Origin of the sequence: Streptomyces africanus (assembly GCF_002150735.1) — a bacterium.
Lineage (GTDB): Bacteria > Actinomycetota > Actinomycetes > Streptomycetales > Streptomycetaceae > Streptomyces > Streptomyces africanus.
Genome location: NZ_MUKA01000075.1, coordinates 67,456 through 88,636 on the forward strand (window position 1 = coordinate 67,456; position 21,181 = coordinate 88,636).

At 68.8% G+C, this 21,181-nt stretch carries 15 protein-coding genes; 12 read left to right on the forward strand and 3 right to left on the reverse strand.

Features of this window, described 5'->3' with window-relative positions:
- Positions 1–26: 26 nt before the first annotated feature.
- Positions 27–1,058, forward strand: a complete 1,032-nt coding sequence (locus tag CCL05_RS11875) for an alanine racemase (RefSeq protein ID WP_086560469.1) — start codon at positions 27–29, stop codon at positions 1,056–1,058.
- 89 nt (positions 1,059–1,147) lie between these two features.
- Here the strand turns inward: CCL05_RS11875 and CCL05_RS11880 are convergent, their stop codons facing one another.
- Both CCL05_RS11880 and CCL05_RS11885 read right to left on the reverse strand, forming a co-directional pair.
- Positions 1,148–2,659, reverse strand: coding sequence for a glycosyltransferase family 87 protein (locus CCL05_RS11880; protein ID WP_086560470.1), 1,512 nt, complete (start codon positions 2,657–2,659; stop codon positions 1,148–1,150).
- A gap of 121 nt (positions 2,660–2,780) precedes the next feature.
- Positions 2,781–5,423, reverse strand: a complete 2,643-nt coding sequence (locus CCL05_RS11885; RefSeq protein ID WP_244204250.1) for a transglycosylase domain-containing protein — start codon at positions 5,421–5,423, stop codon at positions 2,781–2,783.
- Positions 5,424–5,814: 391 nt separating this feature from the next.
- Here CCL05_RS11885 and CCL05_RS11890 point away from each other — a divergent pair, with 391 nt between their 5' ends.
- From CCL05_RS11890 to CCL05_RS11905, 4 genes are all read left to right on the forward strand, one after another.
- Positions 5,815–6,489, forward strand: a complete 675-nt coding sequence (locus tag CCL05_RS11890) for a PadR family transcriptional regulator (protein WP_086560471.1) — start codon at positions 5,815–5,817, stop codon at positions 6,487–6,489.
- 44 nt (positions 6,490–6,533) lie between these two features.
- On the forward strand, positions 6,534–7,616 hold the full coding sequence (locus CCL05_RS11895; RefSeq protein ID WP_086560472.1) for an inositol-3-phosphate synthase: 1,083 nt from the start codon (positions 6,534–6,536) through the stop codon (positions 7,614–7,616).
- A gap of 90 nt (positions 7,617–7,706) precedes the next feature.
- Complete coding sequence (locus tag CCL05_RS11900) at positions 7,707–8,969, forward strand: MFS transporter (protein WP_086560473.1); 1,263 nt, start codon at positions 7,707–7,709, stop codon at positions 8,967–8,969.
- A gap of 124 nt (positions 8,970–9,093) precedes the next feature.
- Entirely contained in the window at positions 9,094–9,603 is a 510-nt protein-coding gene (locus CCL05_RS11905; protein ID WP_086560474.1) for a DUF1720 domain-containing protein, read from the forward strand.
- A 100-nt stretch (positions 9,604–9,703) separates the two neighbouring features.
- On the opposite strand, the gene CCL05_RS11910 is transcribed toward CCL05_RS11905, so the two are convergent.
- Positions 9,704–11,149 carry a CCA tRNA nucleotidyltransferase gene (locus CCL05_RS11910; protein WP_086560475.1) on the reverse strand — a complete coding sequence of 482 codons (1,446 nt, stop codon included), beginning with the start codon at positions 11,147–11,149 and terminating at the stop codon, positions 9,704–9,706.
- 257 nt (positions 11,150–11,406) lie between these two features.
- On the opposite strand from CCL05_RS11910, the gene CCL05_RS11915 reads away from it, so the two are divergent.
- The 7 genes from CCL05_RS11915 (at position 11,407) to trxA (ending at position 21,180) form a co-directional block, all read left to right on the forward strand.
- A complete protein-coding gene (locus CCL05_RS11915; protein ID WP_086560476.1) occupies positions 11,407–13,806 on the forward strand; it encodes a DUF6049 family protein in 2,400 nt (799 codons plus the stop codon).
- A 43-nt stretch (positions 13,807–13,849) separates the two neighbouring features.
- Positions 13,850–16,156, forward strand: coding sequence for a murein biosynthesis integral membrane protein MurJ (gene murJ / locus CCL05_RS11920; RefSeq protein ID WP_086560477.1), 2,307 nt, complete (start codon positions 13,850–13,852; stop codon positions 16,154–16,156).
- 139 nt (positions 16,157–16,295) lie between these two features.
- Positions 16,296–17,993: a protein kinase family protein gene (locus CCL05_RS11925; protein ID WP_086560478.1), complete on the forward strand. Its 1,698-nt coding sequence runs from the start codon at positions 16,296–16,298 to the stop codon at positions 17,991–17,993.
- Between the two features lie 27 nt (positions 17,994–18,020).
- Positions 18,021–18,746, forward strand: a complete 726-nt coding sequence (gene sigM, locus CCL05_RS11930) for an RNA polymerase sigma factor SigM (RefSeq protein WP_086560479.1) — start codon at positions 18,021–18,023, stop codon at positions 18,744–18,746.
- Positions 18,743–19,666, forward strand: a complete 924-nt coding sequence (locus CCL05_RS11935) for an anti-sigma factor family protein (RefSeq protein WP_086560480.1) — start codon at positions 18,743–18,745, stop codon at positions 19,664–19,666. Before sigM ends, CCL05_RS11935 begins: the two co-directional genes overlap by 4 nt.
- Positions 19,667–19,833: 167 nt before the next feature.
- Entirely contained in the window at positions 19,834–20,802 is a 969-nt protein-coding gene (gene trxB / locus CCL05_RS11940; protein ID WP_086560481.1) for a thioredoxin-disulfide reductase, read from the forward strand.
- Between the two features lie 45 nt (positions 20,803–20,847).
- Positions 20,848–21,180, forward strand: coding sequence for a thioredoxin (gene trxA, locus CCL05_RS11945; RefSeq protein WP_030847066.1), 333 nt, complete (start codon positions 20,848–20,850; stop codon positions 21,178–21,180).
- The last annotated feature ends 1 nt before the right edge of the window (position 21,181 follow it).

Sequence of the window (21,181 nt, forward strand, 5' to 3'; positions counted from 1 at the left end):
CCACGAGAAAGGTTCCAGGTCCGGCCATGGCGCTCACGCTCTACGTCGACACCGCGCGCTGGCGGGCGCACCACAAGCACGTGCAGGAGCAGTTCCCCGGCCTCGTGCCGGTCTGCAAGGGCAACGGCTACGGCTTCGGGCACGAGCGGCTGGCGGAGGAGGCCACACGGCTGGGCTCGGACGTCCTCGCCGTCGGCACGACGTACGAGGCCGCCCGGATCAAGGACTGGTTCAGCGGTGACCTGCTGGTGCTGACGCCGTACCGGCGCGGCGAGGAGCCCGTGCCCCTGCCGGACCGGGTCATCCGCTCGGTCTCGTCGATAGACGGCGTGTACGGCCTGGTCGGTGCGCGTGTGGTGATCGAGGTGATGTCCTCGATGAAGCGGCACGGCATCGGCGAGCAGGATCTGGCCCAGCTGCACGCCGCCATCGAGAACGTCCGCCTGGAAGGCTTCGCGATCCACCTGCCGCTGGACCGCACCGACGGCTCGGACGCGGTCGAGGAAGTCATCGGCTGGATGGACCGGCTGCGCGCCGCCCGGCTGCCTCTGCACACCATGTTCGTCAGCCACCTCAAGGCCGAGGAACTCATCCGGCTCCAGCAGCAGTTCCCGCAGACGCGGTTCCGTGCCCGCATCGGCACGCGACTGTGGCTGGGAGACCACGAGGCCACCGAGTACCGCGGCGCGGTCCTGGACGTCACGCGTGTGGCCAAGGGCGAGCGCTTCGGCTACCGGCAGCAGAAGGCGGCTTCCGACGGCTTCCTGGTGGTCGTGGCAGGCGGTACGTCGCACGGGGTGGGTCTGGAGGCCCCCAAGGCGCTGCACGGCGTCATGCCGCGTGCCAAGGGCGTCGCCCGGGCCGGCCTCGCGACGGTCAACCGGAACCTTTCTCCGTTCGTCTGGGGCGGCAAGCAGCGCTGGTTCGCCGAGCCGCCGCACATGCAGGTCTCGATCCTGTTCGTGCCCGCGGACGCGCCGGAACCGACGGTCGGCGAGGAGCTGGTGGCCCATCTGCGGCACACCACCACGCAGTTCGACCGGCTCATGGACCGCTGACCGGCACACGCACCGACGGGCAGCAACGGGCTCAGCACAGCGAAAAGGCCGTACACGGTTTCCCGTGTACGGCCTTTCGCATCGTTCGCTCAGAGCGAACCGCCCGTGGCGCCGTTCCGGCCCCACTCGACCTGCGGCCCGTCGAACTGAGCGGCCGCGTGCCGGGAGGGACGGGCCGCGGGACCGAGGACGAAGACGTCCTCCGCGCCCTCGAGCACTCCGCCCGAGGGATCGTCGTCCCCGGACCGGCGAACGGGATCCCGATCCGGCAGGAAGATGTCGCGCACGATCATGACGCACAGATACAGCGTGCCCAGCAGGTGCAGGCCGATGGCCCAGTGATAGCCGTCGGTGGGCAGCCCCTTGTGGGCGTCTCCGCTGGTCGTGTACGCGAGGTACAGCCAGATGCCCAGGAAGTACGCCACCTCGCAGGCCTGCCAGATCAGGAAGTCCCGCCACTTCGGCCGGGCCAGGGCGGCCAGGGGCACCAGCCACAGGACGTACTGCGGCGAGTAGACCTTGTTGGTGAGGATGAACGCCGCGACGATCAGGAAGGCCAGCTGGGCGAACCGTGGGCGGCGCCGAGCGGTCAGCGCCAGCACGGCGACACCCGCGCAGCACACCAGCATCAGCAGCGTGGCGAGCGTGTTGACGGTGTCGGTGCTGAGCGGGTTGTCCGAGTTCTGGGCCATGATCAGCCAGAAGGATCCGAAGTCGACGCCCCGTTCCTGGCTGAACGTGTAGAACTTCGACCAGCCGTCGAACGCGAAGAGCATCACCGGCCCGTTGACGACGACCCAGGCGACGATCGCACCGCCCAGAGCCGTCCCGAACGCACGCCACTTGCCCGCGCGCCAGCACAGCACCAGCAGCGGCCCGAGGATCAGGAAGGGATAGAGCTTGGCGGCCGTGGCGAGTCCCAAGAGGACGCCGAAGGCGAGGGAGCGGCCGCGCGACCACATCAGCATCGCCGCGGCCGTCAGGGCGACCGCCAGCAGGTCCCAGTTGATGGTCGCCGTCAGGGCGAAGGCAGGCGCCAGGGCGACCAGCAGCCCGTCCCAGGGGCGTCGGGCATGGGTACGGGTCACGCAGACGGCGATGACCGACGCGCAGACCATCAGCATCCCGGCGTTGACCATCCAGTACCACTGCTCCTGGTCCTGGATGGTGCCGCTGCCGGGCGTGAGCCAGTTGGCGACCTCCATGAAGACACCGGTGAGCACCGGGTACTCCAGGTACTGCATGTCGCCGGGGAGCTTGTCGAAGTACGGCACGAGCCCGTCGGCGAAGCCCCGCCCCTGGTAGAGGTGCGGGATGTCCGAGTAGCACGCGTGCGTGTACTGGGAGCTGGCACCGAAGAACCAGGCGCCGTTGTAGCAGGGCGCCTTCTGGACCAGGCCGAGGGCGAACATGCCGATCGCCACCAGCGCGATCACCCGTACGGGAGTCCACCAGGACGCCCCGAGCAGGGCACGCCGCCCGAGCGGGCCGCCGATCAGCTCGCTGCCGGCCGCGGCGACCTCGTCCTCCTGGGTCGGCCGGACCGGGTCCGGCTCGTGGACGCTCGCTTGCGTCGATTCTGCACTGGCCATGCCGCACATCCTGCCGTACGTATCCATCAATACGCCGAGGGCCGCCGCACCGGGTAGGTGCGGCGGCCCGTGTTTCACGTGAAACGTCTTCGCGTTTCACGTGAAACACCCATGCCGGGCGATCAGCCGGCTATCCGGCGGGGCCTCCGAAGATGCCGCCGTTGCCGTTGCCTCTGGTATTGCCGCCGTTCTCGTTCGTGAGGCTGGGCGAAGGCGAGGGCGACACGTCTCCGCCTGTACCGCCGCCGTTCTCCGTACCGCCGTCGTTCTCACACCCGAAGAAGCCACAGGTGTCGCTCGGCGAGGGCGACGGAGACGTGGGTGTCTCGCTGGGCGTGGCGCTCGGCGACTCGGTCACGGTCTCGCTGGGCTCCACGCTGGGCGTCGGCTTCGGCGACGGAGCGCCCACCTCGTGCTGGATCTGGCCGATCTCCTCGGCCTCCGGGAAGCCGAGGTCGGGCTTGCCCTTCAGCGCGGCCTTCATGTACTCGGTCCACACCTCGGTGGGAGTGTCACCACCGTGGATGGACTCCTCACCCGCCGTGCCGTTCATGGAGAGCAGCTTGGCGCTCTTGGGATCCTCACGGAACATCGCGACCGAGGTCGACAGCTGCTGGGTGTAGCCGACGAACCAGGCGGACTTGTTCTCATCCGTGGTACCGGTTTTACCGGCCGCCGTACGGCCCAGGGCCAGGGCGTTCTTACCCGTACCGTTCTGGACGACGTTCTCCAGAGTGTCCGTGACGTTGTTGGCCACGTTCTCTGGCATCGCCTGCGTGATGCGCGGCTTGTCGAAGCCTTCGACTTCCTGCCCGTTGAACTTGACGCTGGTCACGGAGTACGGAGAGGCCTGCTTGCCGGCGGCGGCGAACGTCGCGTAGGCGTCGGCCATGCGGATCGCACTGGGAGTCGACGTACCGAGCGCGAACGACGGGTTGAGGGTGGCGAAACTGGCGTCCAGGATGCCGGACTTCTCGGCCACGTCCCGCACGTTCCTCATCCCGACGTCCATGCCGAGCTGGACGAACGGGGTGTTGACGGACTGTTCCATCGCCTTGCGCAAGGTGATGTAGCCCCAGGGATGGTCGCTCTCGTTCTCCTGGAAGAACGGTGTGTTGTCCTTCTTCAGGACGTAGGAGCCGTCGTTGTTCCTGACCTTGAGGTGGTCGTTGCCGTTGTACTTGCTCAGCGGGGAGAGGGGACCGTCGCTCCGGTAGGTGCCGTGTTCCATGGCGGCGGCGAGTACGAACGGCTTCCACGTCGAACCGACGGGGACACCCGACGTGTCCGCGTTGTTGTTGAAGTGGCCGTTCTCGTACCCCGCACCACCGTAGAGCGCGACGATCGCGCCGTCCTTGGGCTTCACCGACGCCGCGCCGAACTGGACGTGCTTGTCCAGCTCACGCTTCTCCGGGTTCAGCTTTTCCTTCTCGACCTTCTTCACGGCCTTGGCCAGCGCCTCGACCTTGGCTTTCTCGAAGGTCGTCTTGATCTGGTAGCCGCCCTGGTCGAACTGCTTCTCCGTGATGTTGGAGTGGTTCAGGACGTACTTCTTGGCGGTGTCCGCCAGGTAGCCGATCTGGCCGCTCATGCCCTTGGTCGCCTTGCGGCCCTGGGGCATGGGGTAGTTCTTGATCGCCTTCTGGTACGCGGCGTCCGAGAGCTTGTTGTCGTTGTGCATCTGCTCGAGGATCCAGCCCCAGCGCGCCCTGGACCGCTTCTCATTGGCCTTGGGGGTCGCCGTGGAGTCGAGACTCTCGTTGCCCGCGGGGTCGTAGTACGTCGGGCCCTTGAGGAGGGCGGCGAGGAAGGCGCACTCGTTCGGCTCGAGCCTAACCGCGTCCTTGCCGTAGTACGTCTGGGCGGCGGCCTGGATGCCGTAGGCGCCGCGGCCGTAGTAGGAGGTGTTCAGGTACCCCTGGAGAATCTCGTCCTTGGAGAGCTTGGTGCCCACCTTGATCGAGATGAACATTTCCTTGAACTTACGGGTGATCGTCTGGTCCTGGCTCAGGTAGGTGTTCTTGACGAACTGCTGGGTGATCGTCGAACCACCCTGCGTGTCGCCGCCCCGGGCCATGTTCGCCAGAGCACGGGCGATGCCCATCGGGTCGACACCCGAGTCCTTGTAGAAGCTCTTGTTCTCGGCCGAGATCACCGCCTGCTGCATGGCCTCGGGGATCCGGTCGATCGTGACGTTCTGCCGGTTCTGGCCGCTTCCGGTCGCGACCATCTGCTGGCCGTTGGACCAGTAGTAGACGTTGTTCTGCGACAGCGCCGCCGCGTTCTCCTCGTTGGGGACGCCGACCATGGCGTACCCGATGCCCGCCACGGCCACCAGGCTGCCGAAGAAGCCGATGCACAGACCGGAGACGAGCTTCCAGGACGGCAGCCAGCGCTGCCAGCCGTACTTGTCGGCCCGCGGATAGTCGATCAGCCGCTTCTTGTCGGAATAGGCGGGCGTGCGCCCTCTGCCTCGCCCGGGCCCGGCCGGACTGCCGGGAGCGGCGCGCCGGCCGCCACGGGACGGTTCGGCCGCTCTGCGTCGGCCGCCTCCGGTACTTCTCTGCGCCGCACGCCGGGCCTCGGCACGGCCGCCGTACGGACGCTCCTCACCCCCCGAGCCGTAGGAGTCCGACCCATAGGAGTCGGACGGAGACCCGGTGGCGCCTCGCGGGGCCGCGCGGCGGCCGGGGGACGAGCCGGACTGGCCGCGTCGGGCCGCGGCACGTCCGCCTCCCTGCGGCTGCGGCGGTTTGCGACGGTGCTCGCTCATCGAACGACTACTCCTCGGGCAGGCGCACCCCTGCGCGCCTGGAAACGGCGGCTGGTTTCCGGTCCCCCCGAAGTACGGATGCGGTCGGCTCCGCATTCATCGGTCCCGCATGCACCCGTACTACACCAGAGACGACGACGCCCTCAGGCGTCACTTGGTTCCCGGTGATGTGCATGGCGCACAGACTACGCACCGTCAAAACCTGCCGAGGCCTGAAGTTCACCTCAAATCAGGCAACTCGCGTCCGATGAATCGGTGATGTGACCCCGTTCACCGCACCCTCTCTTGTCGCATCCGGAAGGCCGTTCTATCGTCGTGATGTATCGAGTCGATACATCAGCGCGACACATCGGCCCGAGACATCGGGTACCGCGGCAGAGAGGAGGCGACGATGAGCCGGCGTTCCGGGATCCTCGAGTTCGCCGTACTCGGCCTGCTCCGCGAATCTCCGATGCACGGCTATGAGCTGCGCAAACGACTCAACACATCACTGGGTGTGTTCCGTGCGTTCAGCTACGGGACGCTGTACCCCTGCCTCAAGACGCTGGTCGCCAACGGCTGGCTGATCGAGGAGCCGGGGAACGACACCGAGGCCGCTCCCCTCACCGGCCGCCGCGCCAAGATCGTCTACCGGTTGACGGCGGAGGGTAAGGAGCACTTCGAGCAGCTGCTCTCACAGACCGGGCCCGAGGCGTACGAGGACGAGACATTCGCAGCCCGTTTCGCCTTCTTCGGGCAAACCTCACGTGATGTACGCATGCGCGTGCTGGAGGGCCGCCGCAGCCGGCTGGAGGAGCGCCTGGAGAAGATGCGCCTCTCCCTGGCCCGGACCCGGGAGCGCCTCGACGACTACACGCTTGAGCTCCAGCGCCACGGGATGGAGTCCGTGGAGCGCGAAGTGCGCTGGCTGAACGAGCTCATCGAGAGCGAGCGGGCGGGGCGGGACCTGAAGGGTTCCGCGACGGGGGAGCCCGGTTCGCGTGACACCACATCTGGAGCGTCGGGCGGCCTGCCCCGGCCGGGGGACGACCCCCGTCCGGATACGCCCGGCGACACCGCCACGTGAGAGCCCGCCACGGGCCTCACTCGTACACACAGGGAGCAACCGGAATGGGTTCGGTTCGCGTAGCCATCGTCGGTGTGGGCAACTGCGCCGCATCGCTGGTGCAGGGAGTCGAGTACTACAAGGACGCCGACCCGGCGTCCAAGGTGCCGGGCCTGATGCACGTCCAGTTCGGCGACTACCACGTCCGCGACGTCGAGTTCGTCGCCGCGTTCGACGTGGACGCCAAGAAGGTCGGCCTCGACCTGGCGGACGCCATCGGCGCCTCCGAGAACAACACCATCAAGATCTGCGACGTCCCCAGCACCGGTGTGACGGTCCAGCGCGGCCACACGCTCGACGGCCTCGGCAAGTACTACCGCGAGACCATCGAGGAGTCCGCCGAGGAGCCGGTCGACGTCGTTCAGGTCCTCAAGGACAAGCAGGTCGACGTCCTCGTCTGCTACCTGCCCGTCGGCTCCGAGGACGCGGCGAAGTTCTACGCCCAGTGCGCCATCGACGCCAAGGTCGCCTTCGTCAACGCCCTTCCGGTCTTCATCGCCGGCACCAAGGAGTGGGCCGACAAGTTCACCGAGGCGGGCGTCCCGATCGTCGGCGACGACATCAAGTCCCAGGTCGGCGCCACCATCACGCACCGCGTCATGGCGAAGCTGTTCGAGGACCGCGGTGTCGTCCTGGACCGCACGATGCAGCTGAACGTCGGCGGCAACATGGACTTCAAGAACATGCTCGAGCGCGACCGCCTCGAGTCGAAGAAGATCTCCAAGACGCAGGCCGTCACCTCCCAGATCCGCGACCGTGACATGGGCGCGGACAACGTCCACATCGGCCCGTCCGACTACGTCGCCTGGCTGGACGACCGCAAGTGGGCCTATGTCCGCCTGGAGGGCCGCGCCTTCGGTGACGTCCCGCTGAACCTGGAGTACAAGCTGGAGGTCTGGGACTCCCCGAACTCCGCCGGCGTCATCATCGACGCCCTGCGCGCCGCGAAGATCGCCAAGGACCGCGGCATCGGCGGTCCCGTGCTCTCCGCGTCGAGCTACTTCATGAAGTCCCCGCCCGTCCAGTACTACGACGACGAGGCCCGCGAGAACGTCGAGAAGTTCATCAAGGGTGAGGTCGAGCGCTGAGGCGCCGTAACCAGTCGCTCCTGCCAGGGCTGTGAGGGTCCCCGGGTCGTACGACCCGGGGACCCTCTCCCGTATGTGAGGCTGTGCCCCATGGCCGTCGTCCGTGACCTGCGTGTCCTGTTGCGCTTCCAGGGCTTCAGGCGCCTGCTCGGCGTACGCCTGCTCTCCCAGGGTGCCGACGGCGTCTACCAGATCGCGCTCGCCTCGTACGTGGTCTTCTCGCCGGAGAAGCAGACCTCGGCGGCCGCGGTCGCCTCCGCCATGGCGGTGCTGCTGCTCCCGTACTCTCTCGTCGGCCCTTTCGCCGGTGTCCTTCTGGACCGCTGGCGGCGCCGTCAGGTTCTGCTCTACGGAAGCCTGCTGCGCGCGTTGCTGGCTTCCGCCACGGCCCTGCTGATACTCAGTCCCGCTCCGGACTGGCTCTTCTACGTCTCCGCCCTGTGCGTCACCGCCGTCAACCGTTTCGTCCTCGCCGGCCTGTCCGCGGCCCTGCCCCGCGTGGTCGACGCCGAGCGCCTCGTCATCGCCAACTCCCTCTCCCCGACCACGGGAACACTGGCGGCGACCGCTGGCGGCGGCCTTGCCTTCGCCGTCCGCCTGGTGGTGGCGGACGGCGACGCCGCCGTGGTGCTCGTGGGAGCCGTGCTATATCTGTGCGCCGCCCTGGCATCGCTCAGCATGGCGCGAGAACTCCTGGGCCCCGACCGGAACTCGGCACGCGTGCGGCTCGGGACGGCTCTCACCGGAACCGCGCGCGATCTGGCGGCGAGCGTACGTCACCTGGCCGCGCCGCAGCGCCGGGAAGCGGCCTGGGCGCTCGTGGCCATGTCACTGATGCGCTTCTGCTACGGCGCCCTGCTGGTGATGCTGCTGATGCTCTGCCGGTACGCGCTCACCACGACCGCGGACGACGGACTCGCCTTGCTGGGCCTGGCGTTGGGCGTCTCCGGCGCAGGCTTCTTCGCGGCGGCCGCGGTGACGCCGTGGGCCGCGGGGCGGCTCGGGCCGGGCCGCTGGATCGTCGTGTGCGCGGGGGCCGCCGCGCTGCTGGAGCCCGCTCTCGGGCTGCCCTTCGCCACTGCCCCTCTGCTGGCCGCGGCCTTCGTCCTGGGTCTGACCACCCAGGGCGCGAAGATCGCCACGGACACGATCGTCCAGTCCTCCGTCGAGGACGGTTTCCGTGGCCGGATCTTCTCGGTCTACGACGTGCTCTTCAACGTCGCTTTCGTCGGCGCAGCCGCCATCGCCGCCCTGATACTGCCGCCGGACGGCCGATCCGTGCCGCTGGTGATCACGATCGCCGTTATCTACGCGGCAGTAGCTGTGACTATGGGACGGTTTGGCCACCAGTAAGTGTCACATCAATGACACAGAGCCACATCTGGCTACTGCGGTGTCAGTGGGGACCGCTACCTTACGTGGGTCTTATCTCGCGACATGTTCGCGTCACTCAACCATGTTCTAGGGGGACCCCCAAGTGACCACTCCGCCGCCCCAGGGCAACCCGTTCGCACAGGGCCAGCCCGCGGGTCAGCCCCAGGCTCCGTACCCGCCGCAGGGCGGCTACCCCCAGCAGCCCGGCCAGCCCGGCTTCCCGCCCCAGGGGGCGGCTCCGTACGCTCCGGTCCCGCCGCAGCCGACCGGCCGCAAGCTCAGCTTCAAGACCATCAAGAACATCGTCATCGTCATCGCGGTGGCGGGCATTGCCATCGGCGGCTACATAACCAGCCGCGACGACGCCAACACGGCGTCCGTCGGCAGCTGCATGCACCGCGGCAGCTCCAACGACAACAACCCGGACCTCGAAGTCGTCGAGTGCAGCGATGCGAAGGCTCAGTACGTGGTGCTGGCCAAGATCGAGGGCGCGTACCTCACGGAGACCCTGGCATCGAGCAAGTGCGAGGCCGAGGCCAAGGACTTCCAGTACACGTACACCGAGAGCGGTGACGGCAAGGACTTCCTGCTCTGCCTGAAGGACAAGAAGTAAGGCAGACACAGCGAGGGGCGGTGTTTCACGTGAAACACCGCCCCTCGGCCCGTCTCCCCAGGGTCATGTTTCACGTGAAACATGACCCTGTTTCACGGCCTCAGCTCTCCTGGCCGGCCCACCACTCTTTGAGTGCGGCCACCGCGGAGTCGTGCTCCATCGGCCCGTTCTCCAGGCGCAGCTCCAGCATGTGCTGGTACGCGCGGCCGATGACCGGACCTGGACCGACGCCGAGGATCTCCATGATCTGGTTGCCGTCGAGGTCGGGACGGATCGAGTCCAGCTCCTCCTGCTCCTGAAGCTTGGCGATCCGCTCCTCCAGACCGTCGTACGCGCGCGACAGGGCCGCAGCCTTGCGCTTGTTGCGCGTGGTGCAGTCCGAGCGGGTCAGCTTGTGGAGACGGTCGAGCAGCGGACCGGCGTCCCGGACGTAGCGGCGGACCGCCGAGTCCGTCCACTCGCCGGTGCCATAGCCGTGGAACCGCAGGTGGAGTTCGACCAGACGTGAAACGTCCTTCACCAGCTCGTTGGAGTACTTCAACGCCGTCATGCGCTTCTTGGTCATCTTCGCCCCGACCACCTCGTGGTGGTGGAACGAGACCCGGCCGTCCTTCTCGAAGCGACGCGTGCGGGGCTTGCCGATGTCGTGCAGCAGGGCGGCCAGGCGGAGAGTCAGGTCGGGGCCGTCGTCCTCCAGCGCCATCGCCTGCTCCAGGACGATCAGCGTGTGGTCGTAGACATCCTTGTGCCGGTGGTGCTCGTCGCGCTCCAGGCGCAGGGCCGGCAGCTCGGGCAACACGCGGTCGGCGAGGCCCGTCTCGACGAGCAGCGTCAGGCCCTTGCGCGGGTGCGGCGAAAGGATCAGCTTGTTCAGCTCGTCCCGCACCCGCTCGGCCGAGACGATCTCGATACGCCCGGCCATCTCCTTCATCGCCGCGACGATCTCGGGGGCGACCTCGAAGTCGAGCTGAGCCGCGAAGCGCGCGGCCCGCATCATCCGCAGGGGATCATCGGAGAAGGACTCCTCCGGGGTGCCAGGAGTGCGCAGCACACGCGACGCGAGGTCCTCGAGCCCGCCGTGCGGATCGATGAACTCCTTCTCCGGCAGCGCGACGGCCATCGCGTTCACCGTGAAGTCGCGGCGGACGAGATCCTGCTCGATGGAGTCGCCGTACGACACCTCGGGCTTGCGTGAGGTCCGGTCGTACGCCTCCGACCGGTAGGTGGTCACCTCGACCTGGTAGCCGTCTTTCTGCGCTCCGACGGTGCCGAAGGCGATCCCGACCTCCCAGAGGGCGTCCGCCCACGGGCGCATGATCTTGAGTACGTCCTGGGGGCGGGCATCGGTCGTGAAGTCCAGATCGTTGCCGAGCCGGCCCAGCAGCGCGTCCCGGACCGAGCCGCCGACCAGGGCAAGTGAGAACCCGGCCTCCTGGAAGCGGCGGGCGAGGTCGTCGGCGACAGGAGCAACCCGCAGCAGTTCACTCACCGCGCGGTGCTGCACCTGGCTCAGGGCACTGGGCATTTCTTCGTTGGCGTTCGGCACAACAGAAGAGGGTACGTGGCCTGGGCGCCCCCGACCTCCCCCTATGACGCATGCAGACACGTCCCTCCATACACGCACAAGAAGCACCCTTGATATCGGGGCAACCGCTCTCCGCCATACAGCGACATACCGGACAGCTCGGTGCCGGGCCGCGATCTTGTGGAACGGACCGCGGCACTTCCCCTCAGCGCGCATCGTTACCATGCGTGGACGCACATTCCGACGACCACTGACGACGACGAGGGACGGACGAGCGCGTGGCCGAGGCGGCAGACTTCCAGGGGACCAGTGCCTCACCTGCCCGCCGGTGGCTGCGGCGCACCGGAGCACTGCTCGCCGGTGCGCCCCTGCTGGCCGGACTCCTCCAGTTGCCCGCCGCGACGCCGGCGGACGCGGCCGGACAGGAGTCCGCGCAGGCTGCCTCCGGCACGAGCGGCTCGGTGTCCGTAGCCGTCGACTCGCTCACCCCCAGCGCCCCCACCGAGGGGGACACGGTGACCGTGACGGGAACGGTGACCAACAACGGCAAGCAGCCCGTCACCGACGCCCACGTCGACCTGCGGGTGGGGCCCTCGCTCGACACCCGCTCCGCCATCGACAGCCTCGCCAAGAAGAGCGACGACATCCAGGGCCCCGCCGGCGAGGCAGTAGGCGGCAAGTACACCAAGAAGTTCCCCAAGCTCACCCCCGGCGTGGCGGAGCCCTTCAACATCTCCGTCCCGGCCGACGAGCTGGACCTCGGCCAGGACGGCGTCTACCAGCTGGCCGTCGCACTCTCCGGTGAGACCGCCGCGCAGCCCTGGGACCAGGTTCTGGGCGTCCAGCGCACGTTCCTGCCGTGGCAGCCGGAGGAGGCCGGGACCAAGACGAAGACCACGTTCCTGTGGCCGCTCGTCTCCGACGTCCACATGACGGCCGAGACGGGGTCGAACGAGCAGCAGACGCCGGTCTTCAGCAACGACGACCTCGCCGAGGAGATCTCCCCGGGCGGCCGCCTCGACCAGATGGTGTCGCTGGGCAAGGGCCTCGACATCACCTGGGTGATCGACCCGGATCTGCTGGCGTCCGTCGACGCGATGACGAGGACCTACCAGGTCAGGGGCGAGGACGGCGCCACCACGCCCGGCAGGAACCAGGCGGTCGCCAAGCAGTGGCTCTCCGAGCTCCAGCAGGCGGTGTCGGGCAAGGAGGTCGTCGCCCTGCCGTTCGGCGATCCGGACCTGGCCTCCCTCGCCCACAACGGCACGGCCGTCACGGGGTCGCTGAACCACCTCAAGGAGGCCACCGACGCCGTCGACAACACGGTGGAGCCGATCCTCCACGTGAAACCGTCCAAGGACTTCGCGTGGCCCGTGGACGGCGCCGTCGACCCGTCGATCATGAAGGTCGCGACCTCGGGTGGCGCCGACAAGGTGATCACCCGCAGCGACAGCCTCCAGGACGATCTGTCGTACACACCCTCCGCGGCCCGGCCCATCGGCGGCGGCACCACGGCGGTCGTCGCGGACTCCAGGATGTCCACAGCGTTCCAGGGCAACCTGACGAAGGCCTCCGCGTCCACGCGCGCCGTGCAGCGCTTCCTGGCCCAGAGCCTGACGCTCGGCCTCCAGACCGGCAAGCAGCGCAGCGTCGTCGTCGCCCCGCAGCGCACGCCCTCCGTGAGCCAGGCACAGGCGATGGCCGAGGCGCTGGGCGCCCTCCAGGGCGGGAACTGGTCCGAGTCGCAGGACCTCACGGCCGCCGCCAAGGCCAAGCCGGACCCGTCGGCCAACAGGAAGGTGCCGCCCGGCTCCGCGTACCCCGCCTCGCTGCGCAGGCAGGAATTGCCGCGGGCCGCCTTCGAGCAGATCGCCAGGACGCACGACAAGCTCGACAACTTCAAGGTGATCCTCACCGACGAGTCCCGGGTGGTCACCCCCTTCGGGCGAGCCATGAACCGCGAGATGTCCGCGTCGTGGCGGGGCCGGGGCGTCGCCGCGGTGGGGTACCGCGACAACGTCGAGTCCTACCTCGACGGGCTGATCGACGGGGTCAAGCTGATCGAGAAGTCGGAGACCAAACTCTCCGGCCGCAGCGCCACGATCCCGGTCACCGTCCAGAACAACCTGGTCCAGGGCGTCGAGCACCTGGAGCTGCGCCTCACGTCGAAGAACCAGACCCGCCTCAAGATCGGCGGCGACGCCTACGAGGAGCAGCGGGTCACCGTGAACGGCGGGCACAGCCAGTCGGTGAAGTTCACCACGTCCGCCAACGCCAACGGCCGGGCGGAGGTGGTCGCCCAGCTGTACACGGAGGACGGCCAGAAGTACGGCGAGCCCGTCACCTTCGACGTGAAGGTCACCGAGGTCACGCCCACCGTGATGCTGGTCATCGGCGGCGGTGTCCTGCTCCTGGTCCTCGCCGGCTTCCGTATGTACACCCAGCGCAAGCGCGCCGCCGCCCGCGAGGCCGCCGAGGACGCCGCCGCTGAGGCGGACGACGACGTCGACAGCCCGGTCGGCGCTCCGCAGAACCCGGACGCCCCCGCCGACCGTCTCAAGGAGGAGTCCGAGGCCGGCTCCCGGGAAGACGCCCCGCAGCAGGCGAGTGACCCGGCCCCGGACACCGCAGCGGAAAGCGCCGACCCGTCCGGCACGGGTGAGAGAGTGGACCGTTGAGATGTCGTGGCCGGTGGGCCCGGGACGATGAGGTGGGGTAACCATGAACGCGCCGTACGACGGTGACCACGGCCGTGGCGTGGGCAGCTCGGGCTACCCCGAGTCGAGCGGGCCCGAGGGCTCGCAGCCCGAGCACGGCCAGGTGCCGCCGCAGCCGCCCGCGGACATGTACCTCCAGGACGCCTACGGCCAGGACCCCTACGGGGTACAGGACCTCTCCGCCCAGGACCCGGTCGCCGAGGCGCGCTACGACCGCGCCGCACACCCCCCGCCCCCTCCGGGCACGTACCAGCCGCAGCAGCAGCTGTACGCCCAGCCACCGCAGTCTCCCTACGCGCCCGACCCACGGGTGTGGGCCCAGACGCCCGCGCCGGAACCGGAGGGCCCGACCAGGCACCTGCCGTACGGCGACGACGCCCGGACCACCCAGTTCGTGGGCGTGGACGACCTCGTCTCCCAGGCGGGTGAGCCGCACCAGGAGCCGGACGCGTTCGCCCATCTCTTCCGGGACCAGCAGCAGGCCAGCGGCCACCCGTCCTACGAGTCGCCGTCGGTCCCCGGCCCGTCACCGGCCCCCGGCCAGATGGCGCAGGGACAGTACGCGGCGCAGGGGCAGTACGCGGCGGGCCAGTACCCGGCTCCCGGCGAGACCGCGGCGACGCCGGCGGTGGACGACACCCCCGCTCCGGAAGCCGCTGCCCCGCCCGCTCCGAAGAAGGGCGGCCGCGCCGCGGGCCTGATGAAGTCCAGCGCCGTGATGGCGGCGGGCACGATGGTCTCCCGCCTCACCGGCTTCATCCGCTCCGCGCTGATCGTCTCGGCCATCGGCGTCGGCTTCCTCGGTGACACCTTCCAGGTCGCCTACCAGCTGCCGACGATGCTCTACATCCTCACGGTCGGCGGCGGTCTCAACTCCGTCTTCGTGCCGCAGCTCGTGCGCGCCATGAAGGACGACGAGGACGGCGGCGAGGCGTACGCCAACCGCCTGCTGACCCTCGTCATGGTGTCGCTCGGCACGCTCACCGCGCTCGCGATCTTCGCCGCGCCGCTCCTGATCCGCCTGATGTCCCCCTCGATCGCCAGCGACCCCGCGGCGAATCAGGTCGCCATCACCTTCGTCCAGTACTTCCTGCCCTCGATCTTCTTCATGGGCGTCCACGTGGTGATGGGCCAGATCCTCAATGCTCGCGGGAAGTTCGGCGCGATGATGTGGACCCCGGTCCTGAACAACATCGTCATCATCGCGACGCTGGGCATGTTCATCTACGTCTACGGCACGGCCGCCGACTCCAAGATGAATGTCACGACCATCCCGCCGGAGGGCCAGCGCCTCCTCGGTATCGGTGTGCTGCTCGGCCTCGTGGTCCAGGCGCTGGCGATGATCCCCTACCTGCGCGAGACGGGCTTCCGGCTGCGGCTGCGCTTCGACTGGAAGGGCCAGGGCCTCGGCAAGGCCATCACGCTCGCCAAGTGGACGGTCCTGTTCGTCCTGGCCAACCAGGCGGGCGCCATGATCGTCGTGTGGCTGTCCACCGCGGCGGGCAAGGCCTCGCCCGTCGACGGCACCGGCTTCTCCGCCTACGCCAACGCTCAGCTGATCTGGGGCCTGCCGCAGGCCATCATCACGGTCTCCCTCATGGCCGCCCTGCTGCCGCGCCTGTCGCGCTCGGCGGCCGAGGGCGACGGCGGTGCCGTCCGCGACGACATCTCCCAGGGCCTGCGCAACACGGCGGTCGCCATCGTGCCGATCGCGTTCGGTTTCCTCTCGCTCGGCATCCCCATGTGCACCCTGATGTTCGGTTCCTCCGGCACCAGCGAGGCCACCAACATGGGCTTCATGCTGATGGCGTTCGGTCTCGGCCTGATTCCGTACTCCGTGCAGTACGTCGTCCTGCGCGCCTTCTACGCCTACGAGGACACCCGAACCCCCTTCTACAACACGGTCATCGTGGCCGCGGTCAACGCGGGCGCATCGGCGGTCTGCTTCTTCGTCATCCCGTCGCGCTGGGCCGTGGTCGGCATGGCCGCCTCGTACGGCCTGGCCTACGCGATCGGTGTCGGCGTCGCCTGGCGCCGGCTGCGCAAGCGGCTGGGAGGGGATCTCGACGGCGCCCGTGTCCTGCGGACTTACGCCCGGCTGTGCATCGCGTCGATCCCGGCCGCCCTGCTCAGCGGCGCGGCCTGCTACGGCATCGGCCGCACGCTCGGCCAGGGTGTCGTGGGCTCGCTCGCCGCGGTGCTGGCCGGAGGCGCCGTGCTGCTCGTGATCTTCTTCGTCGCCGCCCGCCGCATGCGCATCGAGGAACTCAACTCGCTGGTCGGCATGGTCCGCGGACGCCTGGGACGCTGAGTCGGGGGTGGGCGCACAACCATCGTCAGCCACCGCGTGTCGTGCATAGCGGCGGACTGTGGGCACAATTGGTTTCGGCGTCGAACGGCGCGCAACGGATGCCGGGCGGCGTGCAATGGATGGGGAGGCAGGAACGACGGTGGCGGAACGGAGTACGGCTGCCGTCGACGTGGCAGACAACAGCGACGAGACGTCGCTGACCGCACAGGCGGACCAGTCCACGGCCGACGGGGTGGCCAAGAACCGGGAGCGGGACACGGACAGCGACGAGGTACAGGAGAGCACCCGGACCGACGGTCCAGGGAAGACCTCGCCGCCTGAACTGCACAGTGGTCACAAACTCGCCAGACGCTACCGCCTCGAGGAGTGCGTCACCCGTCTGGACGGTTTCAGCAGTTGGCGTGCCGTGGACGAGAAGCTCCGCCGTGCCGTCGGCGTGCACATCCTGCCCGCGGACCACTCACGGGCCCGGTCCGTCCTGGCCGCCGCCCGCTCCTCCGCCCTGCTGGGCGACCCGCGCTTCGTCCAGGTGCTGGACGCGGTGGAGGAGAACGACCTCGTCTACGTCGTCCACGAGTGGCTTCCGGACGCGACGGAACTGACCACGCTCCTCGCCTCCGGGCCGCTGGAGCCGTACGACGCCTACCAGATGGTCAGCCAGGTCTCCTCCGCCATGGCCGCCGCCCATCGCGAGGGCCTCGCCCATCTGCGGCTGAACCCCAACGCCGTCCTGCGTGCCTCGACCGGCCAGTGGCGCATCCGGGGGCTCGCGGTGAACGCCGCGCTGCGGGGCGTCGCGTCCGACACCCCGCAGCGCACCGACACCGAGGCCATCGGCGCCCTGCTGTACGCGGCCTTGACCCAGCGCTGGCCGTACGAGAGCGATGCCTACGGGCTGTCCGGCCTGCCGAAGGACATCGGCCTGATCGCACCCGACCAGGTGCGGGCCGGTGTGCACCGCGGCCTCTCCGAACTCTCCATGCGCGCGCTCGCCAACGACGGCGCCACCGCCTCCCGCCACGAGTCGCCGTGCACCACCCCGGAGGAGCTCGTGAAGGCGATCGGCGAGATGCCCCGCATCCGCCCGCCGGAGCCGGCGTTCACCGCCCCGCCCGAGTACCAGCGCACCGCGTACCAGCAGGGCACGTACGGCCGCCAGACCCCGCGCCCCGGTGTCACCCAGCCGGTCCCGACCCCGCCGCCCCCGCTGCAGAGCCGCACGGGCAAGGCCCTGAAGTGGGCCGTGTCCGCGCTCCTGATCGCCGCGCTGGGCCTCGGCAGCTGGCAGCTGGCGGACGCGCTCATGGACCAGGGCGGCAAGTCCGAGGACCCGGGCCAGACGCAGACGAATGACGGGAACGACAAGAGTCCCAAGAAGCCAGCGGGCGGCAAGCCCATCACCATCAGCGGTGCCCGCGACTTCGACCCCTTCGGCGACCAGACCGAGAAGCCGTCCGACATAGGGAAGGTCTACGACAACAGCACCGCCACGTACTGGCAGACGGACTTCTACCTGAGCGCGGACTTCGGGCGCCTGAAGTCGGGCGTCGGCATCATCCTCGATCTCGGCAAGACCCAGCAGGTCGGGAAGGTGACGGTCACTTTCGTAGGCGACACCTCTGTCGAGCTCCGCAGCGCGAGCGCGGACGCCGGTTCGGAGCCGACGTCTTTCGACGCCTACACCAAGGTCGCCGAGGGCACCGGGACGAAGGTGGAGCTCAAGCCCGGCAAGTCCCTCAAGAGCCGCTACCTCCTGGTGTGGCTGACCGACCTGCCCATACAGGCGGACGACGGCAAGTGGCGCGGCCGGGTGGCGGACATCAAGGTGACCAGCTGACGGCATCTGCCTCGAGGAAGGAGGCCGATGGCAGACGGCACCGGGTACGACGGAGCGAGTGATCAGGAGCTTCTCGCCCGCCACGTGGAAGGCGACCCCGACGCCTTCGGTGAGATCGTGCGGCGGCACCGCGATCGGCTCTGGGCCGTCGCCCTGCGAACGCTGGGAGACCGCGAGGAGGCCGCTGACGCGGTGCAGGACGCCCTCGTCTCCGCCTACCGGGCCGCCCACACCTTCCGGGGCCAGTCGGCCGTCACAACGTGGCTGCACAGGATCACGGTGAACGCCTGCCTGGACCGCGCCCGCAAGGCCGCCTCCCGGAAGACCTCTCCCGTCGACGACACCGAGCGCATGGAGCAGCTGCTGGAGCCACACGAGTCGGCTTCGGCGCCCGCCGAGCGCAACGATCTCCACCGGCAGCTCATCGAAGCACTGGGAACCCTGCCGGCCGACCAGCGAGCGGCGCTCATCCTGGTGGACATGCAGGGCTACCCGGTCGCCGAGGCGGCCCGCATCCTCGACGTTCCGACCGGCACGGTGAAGAGCCGATGTGCGCGAGGAAGAGCCAGACTCCTGCCACTGCTCACCCACCTACGGCCGGAGAGCACCGGTGGGAGCAAGAAGCCGGGCGGGGAACGGAACCGGACGCAGGGGCCAGCCGTCCCACCCGCAGCGGGACCGCGCCGAGCGGAACCACCGGACACAGGACCGAGCGACCCAGCGGCAGTGAAGGGCGGAGGTGGACGAGCGTGACGTCGACGACAGACATGGCCGGGCACCCGGACGTCGCGGAGATCTCCGACCTCACCGAGGGCCTCCTCTCACCGTCCCGGAGCACCGACGTACGTCGGCACCTGGACGAGTGCGAACTCTGCGCGGACGTCTACGCCTCCCTGGAGGAGATCCGCGGGCTGCTCGGCACACTGCCGGGCCCGCCGCGCATGCCCGCCGACGTCGCAGGCCGCATCGATGCCGCCCTCGCCGCCGAGGCCCTGCTGAACGCCACGGGGCCGGAGACCGCAGAGCGTCAGATGCCGGTGAGCACCCCCCGTTCCACGTCCGAGAACGACAGCGGTGCGCATGTTTCACGTGAAACATCGACGCCCGCCGACCGGCCCGCCGGCCGTCCTCGCTCTTCCACCACCGGCCCGGGCCGCAAGGGCCGCACGCGGAACAGGCGCCGGAGGATCGCCGTTCTGGGGACCGTCTTCACCGTCGCCGCCCTGGGACTGGGCTCGGTCCTGCTGTCGTCGCTCGGCGACGGCAAGCCCTCGCATGAAACGGCGAGCGGACCGCCGACCGCCCCTGCGGACACCTTCTCCGCGGGAAAGCTCGAGAAGCAGGTCACCGATCTTCTGGCGGACAAGCAGACCAAGAAGGGCGGCTCCCGCACCCCCTTCGGCGCGGAGACCGCCCCCGCCCCCAACCATCCTCAGGTCTTCCGGGAGCCCACCGTTCCGGGCTGCGTCCGTGACGGCATCGGGCGTAAGGACTCGGCCCTCGCCGTCGAGAACGGCAGGTACCAGGGGAAGAAGGCCATGCTGGTGCTGCTCCCCGACGCATCCGACACCACTCGGATCACTGCCTACATCGTCGACGCGACCTGTGTGGATCATGCCGCGGCCGACACCAAGGGCAAGGTCCTTCTCCAGCGCTCGTACCCGTCCGCCTGAGCCACGTCTTCGTCTTCACTCTGCGCGGTACCCGGCACAGGGCCGCATCTCCGTGTGCCCGGACACAGCGGGAATGCTCGCCCCTTAGGATCCGTTGGGTGGGGTGAGAGCTCCGAGAGAAGCTCCCACCGGTCGAACGACGCAGTCCAGAGACGAGGAATCAAGCCGTGAGCGACGTCCGTAACGTGATCATCATCGGCTCCGGGCCCGCCGGCTATACGGCGGCGCTCTACACCGCGCGCGCGTCGCTGAAGCCACTGGTGTTCGAGGGCGCCGTCACCGCCGGCGGTGCGCTCATGAACACCACCGACGTGGAGAACTTCCCGGGCTTCCAGGACGGCATCATGGGCCCCGAGCTCATGGACAACATGCGCGCCCAGGCGGAGCGCTTCGGTGCCGAGCTCGTCCCGGACGACATCGTCGCCGTCGACCTGACCGGTGAGATCAAGACCGTCACGGACACGGCCGGTACCGTCCACCGGGCCAAGGCCGTCATCGTCGCCACCGGATCGCAGCACCGCAAGCTCGGTCTGCCGAACGAGGACGCCCTCTCCGGCCGTGGGGTGTCCTGGTGCGCCACCTGTGACGGGTTCTTCTTCAAGGACCAGGACATCGCCGTGATCGGTGGTGGCGACACCGCCATGGAGGAGGCCACCTTCCTCTCGCGGTTCGCCAAGTCCGTGACCGTCGTCCACCGCCGCGACACCCTGCGCGCCTCCAAGGCCATGCAGGAGCGCGCCTTCGCCGACCCGAAGATCACGTTCGTGTGGGACAGCGAGGTCGCCGAGATCCAGGGCGACCCGAAGCTCTCCGGTCTGAAGCTGCGCAACCTCAAGACCGGCGAGCTGTCGGACCTGCCGGTGACCGGTCTCTTCATCGCCATCGGCCACGACCCCCGCACCGAGCTCTTCAAGGGTCAGCTCGACCTGGACGACGAGGGCTACCTGAAGGTGACCGCCCCGTCGACGCGCACGAACCTGACCGGTGTCTTCGGTGCCGGCGACGTGGTCGACCACACCTACCGTCAGGCGATCACCGCGGCGGGTACCGGCTGCTCCGCTGCTCTCGACGCCGAGCGCTACCTCGCCGCCCTCGCGGACGAGGAGCAGGCCGAGCCCGAGAAGACCTCCGTCTGACCTCTCCCTACCCGCCCCACGCAACAACCAGTTAAGGAGCCCGCCGTGGCCGGCACCCTGAAGAATGTGACCGACGACTCCTTCGAGCAGGACGTCCTCAAGAGCGACAAGCCCGTGCTGGTGGACTTCTGGGCCGCCTGGTGCGGTCCGTGCCGCCAGATCGCGCCGTCCCTCGAGGCGATCGCCTCCGAGTACGGCGACAAGATCGAGATCGTCAAGCTGAACATCGACGAGAACCCGGGTACGGCCGCCAAGTACGGCGTCATGTCCATCCCGACCCTGAACGTCTACCAGGGTGGCGAGGTCGCCAAGACCATCGTGGGCGCCAAGCCGAAGGCCGCGATCGTTCGCGACCTCGAGGAGTTCATCGCCGAGTGAA